This is a genomic window from Lacipirellula parvula (assembly GCF_009177095.1).
Lineage (GTDB): Bacteria > Planctomycetota > Planctomycetia > Pirellulales > Lacipirellulaceae > Lacipirellula > Lacipirellula parvula.
This window is the reverse complement of record NZ_AP021861.1, coordinates 870,718-883,413: the sequence shown is the minus strand read 5'-3', so window position 1 is coordinate 883,413 and position 12,696 is coordinate 870,718. Positions and strand designations below refer to the sequence as shown.

Genomic DNA, 12,696 nt, shown 5'->3' with positions numbered 1-12,696 from the left:
GCAGCGGCTGGCAGGCATGCAGCGAATCCTCGGCCGCGTCGCTTACGGTCGCTCCGCATGAACGCTTCCGCCACCGCTTCCATGTGCGAAGATGCAGCGCTCCGCCGCCATCCGGCCAACTGCGGCAACCTGCCGACGCGCGGCCTCGCGCTCGCGGCGCTCGGCATCGTCTACGGCGACATCGGCACCAGTCCGCTTTACGCGTTGCAAAGCTGCTTCGTCGGCGATCATTCCGTCGCCACGCGCCCCGAAAACATTCTGGGCGTCCTCTCGCTGATTTTGTGGGCCCTCACGCTCGTCGTGACGGTGAAGTACGTCATCTTCATTCTGCGGGCCGACAACCATGGCGAAGGGGGCATCCTCGCCCTGACCGCGTTGTTGTCGCCGCTCGCGAAGAGTCCGCGCCGGCGAGAAATCGTCATCACGTTGGGGCTGTTCGGCGCGGCATTTCTCTACGCCGACGGCATGATCACGCCGGCGATTTCGGTGCTCAGCGCCGTCGAAGGTTTGCGGCTCGCCGAGCCAACGCTCGAGCGGTACTGGATCATTGCGATCTCGATCACGATTCTATTGGGACTGTTCCGCCTGCAAGCGAAGGGAACCGCGCGGGTCGGCACGCTCTTCGGGCCGATTATGCTCGCGTGGTTCGCCGTGCTCGCCGGGCTCGGCGTGTGGCACATTATGCAGTCGCCCGGCATTCTGGCGGCGGTGAGCCCCCATCATGCGGTCCTCTTTTTCGCGAACAACGGAACCGCCGGGTTCCTCGTGCTCGGCACCGTGTTCCTCGCGGTGACTGGCGGCGAAGCGCTGTACGCCGACGTCGGGCACTTCGGGGTGCGGCCAATTCGGCTGTCGTGGTTCGCCGTCGTGTTCCCCGCACTGCTGATCAACTACTTCGGCCAGGGCGCCTTGCTGCTGCAGCGGCCGGCGGCGATGGCGAACCCGCTGTTCGAAATGACGCCGCACTGGGCCCTCTATCCGATGATCGTCCTCGCGACGATGGCGGCGGTGATCGCGTCGCAGGCGATTATCACCGGGTCGTTCTCGCTCACCTTTCAAGCGATTCAGCTCGGCTTCTGCCCGCGACTGAAGATCAAACACACCTCGGCCGAGCAGCGCGGGCAGATTTACATTCCCGCGGTGAACCACCTGCTGATGGCGGCGACGATCGCGCTGGTGCTCGGCTTCCGCACCTCGACGAACCTCGCCGCGGCGTACGGCATCGCGATCTCGATGACGATGACCGCGACGACCGTGCTGTTCTTCACGCTGATCGCGTTCCACTGGAAGTGGTCGCGATGGATTGCCGGGGCGTTCGTGCTCGTGTTCCTGCCGATCGATTTGTCGTTCCTCACCGCGAACTTGGTGAAGGTGATCAACGGCGGTTGGTTCCCGCTGCTGATGGCGGGGCTGATTTATCTGGTGATGAGCACCTGGCGCGAAGGGCGCCGACTGATGCTCCATGAAAAGGGTTCGAGCATTCTGCCGACCGAGGCGTACCTCGCGGGCCTGACGACGCCGCTGTTGCAGCCGGCGAGCACGGCGATCTACCTCACAGCCAACGCCCATGGCACGCCGATCGCGATGCAACAGAACGTCGTCCACAACGGCGTGCTGCACAAGCATGTGGTGATCCTCCGCGTCGAAACGGTCGAGACGCCGCGCGTGGCGCCGGGCGATCGGCTCCATGTGCAGGCGATCGAAGGAGGCGTCTATCGGGCGCTGTTGCGATACGGATTTATCGAGCGGCCGAACATCCCGGCCGACCTCGCGGCCGCCAAGCTTGGCGACGAGCCGGTCGACCTCAGCAACGCCAGCTACTTTCTGAGCCGCGAAATTATCCTGCCGAGCCAGAACAACGGCGGCATGTGGCGGTGGCGCGAGAAGCTGTTCGCGTACATGGTGCGCAACACCCACGCGGCGACGCTGTACTTCCAGCTGCCGGCGGAGCGGGTGGTGGAAGTTGGGGCGCAGGTGGAACTGTAGCGAGGACGGGTTGCACTGCCTATTCACAAATGCTGTGGCTCCCTCCCCCCGGAGGGGAGGGCTGGGGAGGGGGGAAGACCCCCGGTACCCGCTGCTGTCACCCCTCCCTAACCCTCCCCCTCAAGGGGAGGGGACCAGAAGAGATAAATCTGGGGTGGCATGCTCTCGGCCTTCAAGGCGTGAGCATGCTAAACGCTCGCCGCGGCCGAGCCCCATGGCCACAACGGAGTACCGTCGAGGCCATGCCACCCAGTGACTACTTCGCCGCCGTTTCTTGCGGCTCGGCAGGCGGCAGTTCCGGCGGACGCATCCGCAGATACGGCTCCGACGCCGCTTCCAGGAATGCTTCCAAATCGGACAAGTCCTGATTGTTCAGCCCCAGCGGCTTCAGCAGCGACGACTTCTTCGGGAAGAGCGGATCTTCCAGTTGGTGGGCGTGCCGGCGGATCGTCGGCATGCCGACGTTGTACATGTTCAGCACGCCGCGAGCCGTCGGGAACAGGCCGTTGTGCATGTATGGCCCCGACTCTTTAAAATTCCGCAGCGACGGCGTGCGGAACCGGCCGACGTCCGCCGCTTCGCCAGTGACGTCGTAGCGGCCGAGGTCCTCGAACTTGCGGCCATAATAGCTGAGGCCAACTTCGTGAAACTCGCCGTCCGACATGAGCGGCCCGTGATGGCAATTCATGCAGCGGGCCTCGCGGCGGAACAGATCGAGGCCGAGCATGGCCTCGTCGCTGAGGGCCGACTTGCGACCCTTCAGAAAGTGATCGAGGGGCGTGCGGCCGCCGGTGATTGTCCGCTCGAAGCAAGCGAGCGCCTGCGTCACGCGCTCGATCGTCACTTCTTCCGAGCCGAAGACTTCTTTGAACTTTTCGCGATAGCCGGGGATCGCGCCGAGCTTTGCCGAGAGGTCGGCGGGCGCCGAGCGCATTTCGTCTTGGTTCAGCAGCACCTGCTTCGCCTGATCTTCGAGCGACTCGGCGCGGCCATCCCAGAAGAGCGACGTGTGGTACGCCGCGTTCATCAAACTGGGGGCGTTGCGATCGAGCGGCTTGCGATCGATGCCGAACGAGGTGGTCCGGCCATCGCCCCACCCAAGGTCAGGATCGTGGCACGACGCGCACGCCATCTGCCCGCTGCCGGAGACGCGCGGATCGAAGAAGAGCATTTTGCCGAGCGCCACCTTCTCCTTGGTGAGCGGGTTGTCCTCAGGGTGCTGCACATCAGGCAACAGGCCGATCTCTTGCCACTTCACGCCGGCGTCGACGGCAGGGGCCGGCCAAGTCGACGGCGTCTTGCGGTAGATTTCGCGGAGTTGGGCGGCAAGCTCCTGGCGTTCTTCGTCGGTTCGCTCTGGACGACGCGGTAAACGGCGAAGCACCGTCGGCGGTAGCGGACGGCGCTGCGGAGCGGGCGTTGCCGCTGTCGTTCCATCGTCAGCAGATGATTCGCTGGCCGCTGCGTTCGCAGGCTCGGCCGCGGGCGCCGGCGGGGTCGCCACTGCTTGAGCATTGGCCCACTGCGACGCTTGGCCAACTGCCAGAGACAAAACGAGCGCAGCCGACCGCATGAATGCGGCCGGCGCGCTTACACGGTATCGAGTCACAAGTGACATGCTTCTAGTTGTAAAGAGGTGACGTTAACGCACCGATTGTCGACGACGGAGGCCCGCGACGCCAGCCACCGCCAGCGTGCCGAGCAGCAATGCCGACGGTTCCGGCACCGCGGCCGCGACGGGCGCTGCGGCCGTGGCGCCGAAGTTACCCTGCCAGACCGCGAGGTCGTCGCCATCGACCAGCCCGTCGCCATCCGCATCGGCGCCCGTGCCGGGCGTGACGTTCGTGCCGAACTGCCGCTGCCAGGCGAGGAAATCGGCGCCGTCGACGACGCCGTTCAGGTCGAAGTCGCCCGCCAGGGCGGTGTTGAACCCGAAGACGTCGAGCACGTCGTCCAGGAACTGGCCGACGTAACCGCGGCTCGTGAGCTGCGTTTTGGTGATCGGCTGGTCGAGGACGTTCAGCCACGTGTCGGCGAACAACTGCAGGTCGACGAGGTTCACAATGTTCGCATCGACGGCGGTCGTGGCGTACAGCGGATCAACGCTGGCGAAATCACCGGTCGCCCACGTCTTGTTGGCCGTCGGGCTGGCGGTGTAGTAGTTGGCGCCGACAACGTCGAGATCGACGAGGTCGAGCACGCCGTCGAAGTTCGCATCGCCGTTGGGGAGGTCGACGAACTGCTGGAGGATCTTGACGTCCTTCCAGTCGACGACTGCGTTGGCGTTGAGATCGAACTTGTGATTGTCGACGTTCGTGATCGCGGCCCCGCGAACCTTGAGAGCAGCGCTAAACTGCGACATGTCGGCGGCTTGGCCCGCGACTCCGTTGCGATCAAAATCGCCTGTTTTGAAAACGTTGACGCCGGTAACGCCGTTCGTGGCGTTCTCCGCATACAGGATCTGCGTGATGGCGCCGGCCGTCGGATGCTGGATGGTGCGCGGCTGCATGCGAAGAGTATTCGAGTTCGCGGCAGTCGTGGCGCCCAGCAATTCCGTCAGATACTGATTTCGTTCAGCCTGCGTGGCAACCTTCGCCAATCGCCCTTCCGTATCGAGCTTGAAGATGCCGCGTCGTTCCGGGGTGCTGTCGCTGTGGCTGAAGTAAACATTGCCTTCGCTGTCGGACGACATCGCGAAGATGGTGGGCGTCATCGTGGAGTCGGCTTCAAGAAAGCTTCGTAGGTCAGCGATGGAAACAGCCACCGACGCGGCGCTTGCGGTCGTGCCGTCGTAAGTGATCTTATCGATGCCGCCGACGTTTCCGGTGGAAGCGATGCCACGGAAAAAAATCGTGTCGACGCCGGCGTTGTGGACGACGGCTGGTTCGGTATTCGCGTCGCCGGTAACAAGACGCTCCATGTCGCCCGTCAGCGGATCGAGCTTCCAGATGCCGCCGTGATCAGCGCTGGACTCGCCAAAGTAAGCCCACTGCCCATTGCCGGACCAAGCGACTTGCCGGCCGTTATTGGTGGTGGTATTTAACGGAACGCCCGCGGCGTTATTGAGGTCGGCCATCGTAGCGATCGTCGTGTAGACGGCCGACGCGTTTCCGCCGCTCAGCAGCTCGCCGCGGTTGTAGGTGTAGAATCGCTTCGAAGCAGCGGGGTCGCGGTTCGCCGTTCCACTCGAAAATCCAGGTTTGTACGTTGTGCTGGCGTCCGCGATAATCGCCATGGAGTAGGGAGCGATGACGTTATTCCCGTTAACGATCGGCAAAGGATTGAACGAAATCCCGCTTTGCATGGGGCTGCCGACGCCGCGATCGGCGTCGCCGTCGCGATAGTAGAGTTGCAAGCTTGATTCGAAGACCACCGTCGTCCCGACAGGATTTGTGCTGACGTCGACGACTTTGCGTAGCGAACCGCCGGCTCCAAAGCTACTCACGTACATGACGTCGCCGATCGGATCGTATCCGAACGAAGCGATGCTATTGGATCCCCCTGTCGCCACGGGTCCGCTCACGATCTGCACGAGCGAGTCGACGGCGGCGAACGCTGGTGCAGCGCACAAGCTGACGCCAAGCAGCAACGCGATCAGCGTTATTTTCATGATCAATCGGCCGGTAAACATTAGTGAAACTCCTCGCGTGTAACTTCTAGATGTATCGCAGTTTGTTCTTGTGACGGCGAGCGATGATCAAACGACGCGCCGCCTCACAACGACTTATATTCGACATGTCCGTCCAGATAAAGCAAGTTATATCCATCCTGCTTCCACGACTGATGCGGATAGACCTGCTCGGCTTTAGGAAGCGTGTAACCTTGCCCGAAAGGACCTCGAAAGCCGCTGAGCCCCGGCTTGAAATTGAAGTTATCCCAAACCCAGGGGTTGGTGTCCTGATCTTCCGGGTTGCGCTCGTCCAGCTTCGGCGCGGTGCTGAAGGCGTAGGTGTTCCTGTAGAGCTGCATGTAGTCAGGCTGGGATGGACAAATCCAGATTCCGGAACCCGCTTCGATAAATCGCTTCTCCTCGAAAACTGCTTGCAGTCCGTAACTTTCGGGCAGCGCCCCCGGATCGCCGATCGTCTTCATTCCGGGCGCTAGGCGGTAGGCGTAACCGCCTGTAATTCGTGAGTTGGGAAAGAAGCCGTTGTTAAGTTCCCGATACTGGTGAGTCGTTAGCCCGAATTGCCGAAGATTGTTCGAGCAGGAGGTGATGCGTGCTCCCTCTCGCGACAATTGCACGGCAGGCAACAACAAGCCCAACAGCACGCCGATGATCGCGATGACGACCAGCAGTTCGACGATCGTGAAGCCTACGCGGCGGTTGTTGCAGTTGTTGGTGCGAACCATGGATCGCGTTGCGCGGCGTTCGCAAACGCAACGCAACGGTATTCAAAGTGAAGGTCAGCCCGGGTGGGACGTCGCGTCCGACGAGACGTGTGCTGTGGCGTGGCTGACAGGCGGGTGGGAACGGCCTAGCTGGCTTCGCTGCGCTTTCTTAGCACGAGACTCTTGATACTGAGTCTCAGTTCCTAAAAGGGTACTCGGAACACCCTCCCTCCAACAGGGGGAGCGCTGCCTTTTTTGCGCAGAGTTTTCTCACTGAGAATTGCGTGAAATCGGCACTTTAGCGGGTAAACTGGGGCTCCCAGCTGCAGCCTGCCCGCCTGTTCTTGGTAACGCTGGCGGACCGGCCTGGGCCTCCTCCCCACCCCCCTTTCTGGTCGCGTCGCCATGCGCATTTCACTCCATTGGCTCGTCGTTTTTGCCGCTTCTCTCCTCGCGGCAACCGCCCGCGCCGAGCCCCCGCCAGCCGTCGCGAAGACCAACCCGCTGCCGGTTTACATGCACTACATGCCCTGGTTCGACGCCCCCGCCGCGCCCGTCGGCGACGGTTGGGGCCACCACTGGACGATGCGCAACCGCGACCCGAACGTCATCGACTCGAACGGCCGCCGGCAGATCGCCTCGCACTATTACCCGAAGATCGGCCCCTACGCGTCGAGCGATCCCCACGTCATCGAGTACCACCTGCTGCTCATGAAGCTCGCCGGCGTCGACGGCGTACTGATCAACTGGTACGGCGAGCAAGGAACCAACGGCGACGTGGCGCAGTTGCTGAAGAACTCCAACGCGATCGTCGAGCGCGTCGGCAAGTACGGCCTCAAGTTCGCCGTCGTGTTCGAAGATCGCTTCGCCGCGAACCTCGGGCAGGCGCAAGCGAACATGCGCTATCTCCGCGAGCACTACTTCCAACGGCCCGAGTACATTCGCTACGGAAAACAGCAGCGGCCGCTGGTGCTGGTGTTCGGGCCAATCACGTTTCAAAAGCCGGCTGAGTGGGATGCGATCGTCGCCGAAGCGGGCGAACCGCTTACGCTGCTAACGCTGCCGTACGAATCGGCCGAAGCGGGCGCCAATGCCAGCGGCGAGTTCCAGTGGATTTGGGAAGACGAAACGAAAGACAACGCAATCGAAGTGCTCGCCGACTTCCTCAAGAACCGGGCGCCGCAATTGAAGACTGTATGCGGAGTCGCTTATCCCGGGTTCAACGATTACTACGAGGAGGGAGGCGACGGCGCCGTCGTGCCGTTTGAAATCGCGCACGACGACGGCCAAACACTCGCCCGCACGCTCGAACTCGCAAACAAGCACCGCGACGAACTCGCGATGCTGCAGCTGGCCACATGGAACGATTTTGGCGAGGGGACGATGTTCGAGCCAACCGCGGAGACGGGGTTCGACTATCTCGCGCAGGTGCAGAAGTTCACCGGCGTACCGCACAACGAAGCAGACCTCGAAATTGCTTACCGACTTTACGAAGCGCGGCAGCGACATGCCGGCGATGCGGCGAAGACGGAGTCGCTCGATCGGGTTGCGAAACTGTTGAATGCGTTGAAAACCAGCGAAGCCCGCGTTTTGCTGGATGAGATTGAAACGCCGTGAAATCGTAAGGTGGGTGCACGCACCCACCCTGTGAAATGGGGTGACGCCTTCTAACGGGGAACGTTGAGCTTCTGGAGACAAGCGGCGATCGTCGCTCGCTGCTCGGCAGTCGCGGGGCGGAACGTCGCAGCCATTTGCTCGTCGCAAATCCCCAGCAGCGCGAGCGCCGTCTTGATGCCGCGGATCGCGCAGGCGCCGTACTGGCCATCTTCGTAGATCGCCGAGAATTGGTTGAGCTGCGCTTGCAGCTGCTCGATCGCCGCGTCGTCGCCGCGCAGCGCCGCCTCGTAGAGCCCGACGTAAAGTTGCGGCCAAACATTCGCACCGCCGCTGACGCAGCCGTGGCCGCCGACTTCCATCGTGTCGACGAGCAAGCTCTCGGAGCCGGCAAGCAGCGACCAATCGGGACGGCGGTGGAGTTCGTTCGCCACCTCGCGGAAGTACGCGAGATCGCCCGAGCTATCTTTCAAGCCGTGCACGTTCGGCCATTCCATCGCGGCGCGAACCACTTCGAGCGAAATCCACGTCTTCGTAAGCCCCGGCATGTTGTAGAGGTAGAGGGGCAGGGGGGACTCGTCGTGCAGCGCCTTGAAGAACGCGAGCAATTCTTCTTGCTCGGGCGGGACGTAATACGGCGTCGTCGCGACGATCGCGTCGGCGCCGACGGCCGCGGCATGCTCGGTGGCGGCGAGCGCTTCGACAAGCGACGTGTCGGAGACGCCGACGAGCACGGGGATGCGACCGGCGACTTGCCGCGTGACGCGCTCGACGATCTCGCGACGCATCCGCACGGAAAGTGCGGCCGCTTCGCCGGTGGTGCCGAGCACAAACAGCCCGTGGACGCCGCCGGCGATGATGCGCTCGGTGAGACGTTCGAGCGCCGCCGCGTCGAGTTCGTCGCGCGACTTGAGCGGCGTGGCCAGCGGCGGGATGATGCCGCGCAAGGGACGGGGCCAATCGCGCTGAGCGGCGGCAAGGTTCTGCGCTGAATGTTGATTCATCGGGAAGAGGTTACCACGGTCGTGCGGTTTCATTTAGAATGCCGGCTCATCTTGTCTGGTCCGCGGCGAAACGCATCGCCCGCCGGCCGTTCGACTCACCGACAACCGGCGTCAGTCTACCATGCGACGTACCGTTTTACTTGTCGTCTCGGCGCTGCTGGCGGCAGCCCATTTTGCTGAAGCGCCAGTGTTGGCGGGCGAGGGACTGCAACGCTTGCAGTATGGTGCGGGCGCCCCGGCGGTCGATCTGGGCGTTGGGCTGTGGGCGTGGCCGATGGCGTTCGATTGGGACGGCGACGGCGATCTTGATTTGGTCGTGTCGTGCCCTGATGTGCCGTTCAATGGGACGTACTTGTTTGAGAATCCCGGCGGCGACGCGAAGCTGCCGGTGTTCAAGCCGCCGGTACGCGTCGGCCCTGGGTTTCACGACATTCAGGCAAGCGACGTCGAGGGCGAGACGCGGTTGCTTGTGCCGGGGCATGAGTTGATCGACTTTCGCAAGAACCAACTAAGCCAGCAGAAACGCATCCATCCGCTCGACAACATTCACCCCGTGAAAGTCCGCGGCAACCAGTGGCGCTTCGTTGACTACGACGGCGACGGCGTGCGCGATCTGATCGTCGGCGTCGGGGATTGGAGCGAGTACGGCTGGGACAATGCGTTCAACGCGGCCGGCGAGTGGACCAACGGCCCTCTACATGGGTACGTCTATTTGCTGCGTAACGGCGGGACGAACGAGCAGCCGCAGTACGCAAAACCGGAAAAGCTAGCGGCCGGCGGCGCCGTGATCGATGTCTACGGAGCGCCAACGCTGAACTTCGGCGACTTCGACGGCGACGGCGACCTCGACCTGCTCTGCGGCGAATTTATGGATGGCTTCAACTATTTTGAAAACATCGGCACGCGCACGGCGCCCGAGTATGCGGCGGGGCGGCGGTTGATGCACGACGGGCGGCCGCTGGCGATGGATTTGCAGATGATCATCCCGGCGGCGGTCGATTGGGATCGCGACGGCGATCTCGACCTCGTGGTGGGCGACGAAGATGGCCGCGTGGCGCTCGTGGAACACACGGGCCAAGTAGTCGATGGATTGCCGCAGTTTCTGCCGCCGGTTTATTTTCAACAGGAAGCCGACGCGGTGAAGTTCGGGGCGCTCGTGACGCCGGTGAGTTTCGATTGGGACGGGGACGGCGACGAAGATCTGCTGTGCGGCAACACGGCAGGACACATCGGGTTCATTGAAAACCTCGATGGCGGCAATCCGCCGCGGTGGGCGCCGCCGGTGTTACTGCAGGCAGGGGGCAAACCGTTTCGCATTCAGGCCGGGGCCAATGGTTCCATCCAAGGCCCTTGCGAAGCGAAGTGGGGATACACGACGTTCAGCGTTGCCGATTGGGATAGCGACGGGCTCGCCGATATTGTGCTGAATTCGATCTTGGGCCGCGTCGAGTGGCTGCGGAACATCGGCACGCGGACGGAACCGCGGCTCGCAGCGGCGGAGCCAGTCGATGTGGCGTGGGAACTTGCGGAAAGCCAAGCGCCGCCGAAGCCGGCGTGGACTTGGTGGACGCCAGGGAAGACGGAGCTTGCCCCCGAATGGCGGACGACGCCGGTCGCGGTCGACTGGACCGGCGACGGGCTGTGCGATTTGGTGATGCTTGATCACGAAGGGTATCTCGCGCTATTCGAACGGTTCCGCGACGGCGATCGGTTGCGATTGAAACCAGGGCGACGGGCGTTTCGGATCGAAGGGGATGCGGCGTTCGACGGCAATCACAATCGGATCGGCACAGATGCGACGGGGTTGCGACTCAACGCGCTCCCGGCCGGGAAGAGTGGCCGGCGGAAGCTGTGCGTCGTCGATTGGAACAACGACGGCCGGCTCGATCTCATTGTGAACAGCATCAATGCGAACGTGCTGCTCAACGTTGGCGAGGCGGATGGAGTCACGACGTTTCGTAATTTGGGGCCGGTCGACAAATTAAGACTCGCGGGGCATGATACGAGCCCGACGACGGTTGATTGGGACGGGGATGGCGTGCGGGAGTTGTTGCTGGGGGCGGAGGATGGGCATTTTTATTATTTGGAGCAGCGGCCTCCGCAGTTGTCGCCGTAGTCATTCCCCTTTTCAAAAAATACATTTAACACAGAGAGCACATAGGACGCAGAGAAAACGACAAAGGCTGACATTTTGTATTTCTCAGTGCTCTCTGTGTCCTCTGTGTTGAAATCTTTTTCTGCTCAAATGCATGGCTGACGCTCATCTTGCTCATGTCGATCTCGCCGTGCTCGTCGCGTACCTCGTCGCGATGATCGGCCTCGGCGTCTGGTTCGCGCGACGGCAGAACGGCGCCGACGACTACATGTCGGCCAGCCGCTCGCTGCCTGGGTGGGCGGTCGGGTTGTCGATGTTCGGCTCGTACGTGAGCAGCATTTCGTTTCTCGCGAACCCCGGCAAATCGTACGGCGGCAATTGGAACGCGTTTGTCTTCTCGCTGGCCACGCCGATCGCAGCGGCCGCGGCGGTGCAGTGGTTCGTACCGTTCTTTCGCCGCAGCGGCGAGGTGTCGGCGTACGAGCATTTGGAACATCGCTTCGGGCCGTGGGCGCGGACGTACGCCGTCGCGTGCTTTCTGCTCTACCAGATGTCGCGGATGGGAACGGTGGTGCTGCTGCTCGGGATGGCGGTGGCGCCGCTCACGGGGTGGTCAATTCCCGCGACCATCGTTTGCACCGGTGCGCTCATGACGATCTACACGATGGCCGGCGGCATCAAGGCGGTCGTGTGGATCGGGGCGCTGCAAAGCTTGGTGCTCGTGGCCGGCACCGCGGCGTGCGTGCTGGCCGTCGTGTGGAAGGTTCCCGGCGGCGTTGCGGAGATTGCTCGCACCGGGATGGAGTTTGACAAGTTCAGCCTCGGCAGTTTTGGCGCCTCGCTAAGCATGCCGACGTTTTGGGTGATTCTCGCCTATGGGCTCGTGATCAACCTGAGCAACTTCGCGACCGACCAAAGTTACGTGCAACGATACATCACGGCTCGCGACGATCGCGAAGCGGCGAAGAGCGTGTGGCTGACGGCCGCGCTTTACGTGCCGACTTCCGCGGTGTTCTTCTTCATCGGGACAGGACTGTTCGTGCTGTACCGCGTGCAGCCGGAACTGCTTGACGGAATCACGAAGGCCGACAAGGTCTTTCCCCACTTCATCGCGACGCAACTGCCGGCGGGAATGGCGGGGCTGGTGGTGGCGGCAATCTTTGCGGCGTCGATGGATTCGAACCTCAACAGCATGGCGACGCTCACGCTGTGCGACATTTACAAACGCTACTTCCGCCCCGCGGCGAGCGAGCGGGAATCGCTGCACGTGCTGCGGTTGGCGACTCTGTTCTGGGGCGTCGCCGGCACGGCGATGGGGCTGGCGATGATCCGCGTTGAGAGTGCGCTCGACGCGTGGTGGCAACTGGCGGGGATGTTTTCGGGCGGCGTCGTGGGACTGTTTTTACTCGGCTTGATGACCCGCGCGAACAATGTCGCGAGCTTGATCGGCACGGTGACGGGATTGATCGTCATTGCGTGGATGATGCTGCCGTCGTTTGTCGACGTACCACCGGAGGTGCGGAGTCCGCTCGATGCGAACCTTACGATCGTGGTGGGAACGCTCGTAATCTTCCTGGTCGGCTTGGGCGTTTCGAAGTTATTCGTAGCCCCTGGCTCCGCCAGGGGGTAGCGCGGCGAACGACTACGCCTGCCGGCATGGTAGCC

7 protein-coding genes and 1 pseudogene are annotated in these 12,696 nt (G+C 62.6%); 4 read left to right on the top strand and 4 right to left on the bottom strand.

The genetic code is table 11. The features are described from left to right. Window positions 1–57 precede the first annotated feature (57 nt). A complete protein-coding gene (locus PLANPX_RS03320; protein ID WP_232536294.1) occupies window positions 58–1,986 on the top strand; it encodes a potassium transporter Kup in 1,929 nt (642 codons plus the stop codon). Between the two features lie 256 nt (window positions 1,987–2,242). Here PLANPX_RS03320 and PLANPX_RS03315 read toward each other — a convergent pair whose 3' ends face one another. The 3 genes and pseudogenes from PLANPX_RS03315 to PLANPX_RS27895 form a co-directional block, all read right to left on the bottom strand. Continuing rightward, on the bottom strand, window positions 2,243–3,595 hold the full coding sequence (locus tag PLANPX_RS03315; protein ID WP_198421840.1) for a cytochrome-c peroxidase: 1,353 nt from the start codon (window positions 3,593–3,595) through the stop codon (window positions 2,243–2,245). 33 nt (window positions 3,596–3,628) lie between these two features. After that, window positions 3,629–5,617: a hypothetical protein gene (locus PLANPX_RS03310; protein ID WP_152097350.1), complete on the bottom strand. Its 1,989-nt coding sequence runs from the start codon at window positions 5,615–5,617 to the stop codon at window positions 3,629–3,631. 518 nt (window positions 5,618–6,135) lie between these two features. Further along, window positions 6,136–6,339: pseudogene (locus PLANPX_RS27895) on the bottom strand (type II secretion system protein); the annotation flags it as partial. A 384-nt stretch (window positions 6,340–6,723) separates the two neighbouring features. Between PLANPX_RS27895 and PLANPX_RS03300 the strand changes: the two are divergent. Further along, the gene (locus PLANPX_RS03300) at window positions 6,724–7,935 is read left to right on the top strand and encodes a glycoside hydrolase family 71/99-like protein (RefSeq protein WP_152097348.1); all 1,212 of its coding nucleotides are present in this window, start codon (window positions 6,724–6,726) and stop codon (window positions 7,933–7,935) included. A 50-nt stretch (window positions 7,936–7,985) separates the two neighbouring features. On the opposite strand, the gene PLANPX_RS03295 is transcribed toward PLANPX_RS03300, so the two are convergent. Further along, on the bottom strand, window positions 7,986–8,936 hold the full coding sequence (locus PLANPX_RS03295) for a dihydrodipicolinate synthase family protein (RefSeq protein ID WP_172991832.1): 951 nt from the start codon (window positions 8,934–8,936) through the stop codon (window positions 7,986–7,988). A gap of 121 nt (window positions 8,937–9,057) precedes the next feature. On the opposite strand from PLANPX_RS03295, the gene PLANPX_RS03290 reads away from it, so the two are divergent. Both PLANPX_RS03290 and PLANPX_RS03285 read left to right on the top strand, forming a co-directional pair. After that, window positions 9,058–11,052: an FG-GAP repeat domain-containing protein gene (locus PLANPX_RS03290; protein ID WP_152097346.1), complete on the top strand. Its 1,995-nt coding sequence runs from the start codon at window positions 9,058–9,060 to the stop codon at window positions 11,050–11,052. Window positions 11,053–11,185: 133 nt separating this feature from the next. After that, the gene (locus PLANPX_RS03285; protein ID WP_152097345.1) at window positions 11,186–12,661 is read left to right on the top strand and encodes a sodium:solute symporter; all 1,476 of its coding nucleotides are present in this window, start codon (window positions 11,186–11,188) and stop codon (window positions 12,659–12,661) included. Window positions 12,662–12,696 lie beyond the last annotated feature (35 nt).

What these genes read in the sequence shown, in the direction of transcription:
- PLANPX_RS03320 (WP_232536294.1), top strand. Translation starts at nt 58, where the DNA reads ATGAACGCTTCCGCCACCGCTTCCATGTGCGAAGATGCAGCGCTCCGC.
- PLANPX_RS03310 (WP_152097350.1), bottom strand. Translation starts at nt 5,617, where the DNA reads ATGTTTACCGGCCGATTGATCATGAAAATAACGCTGATCGCGTTGCTG.
- PLANPX_RS03300 (WP_152097348.1), top strand. Translation starts at nt 6,724, where the DNA reads ATGCGCATTTCACTCCATTGGCTCGTCGTTTTTGCCGCTTCTCTCCTC.
- PLANPX_RS03295 (WP_172991832.1), bottom strand. Translation starts at nt 8,936, where the DNA reads ATGAATCAACATTCAGCGCAGAACCTTGCCGCCGCTCAGCGCGATTGG.
- PLANPX_RS03290 (WP_152097346.1), top strand. Translation starts at nt 9,058, where the DNA reads ATGCGACGTACCGTTTTACTTGTCGTCTCGGCGCTGCTGGCGGCAGCC.
- PLANPX_RS03285 (WP_152097345.1), top strand. Translation starts at nt 11,186, where the DNA reads ATGGCTGACGCTCATCTTGCTCATGTCGATCTCGCCGTGCTCGTCGCG.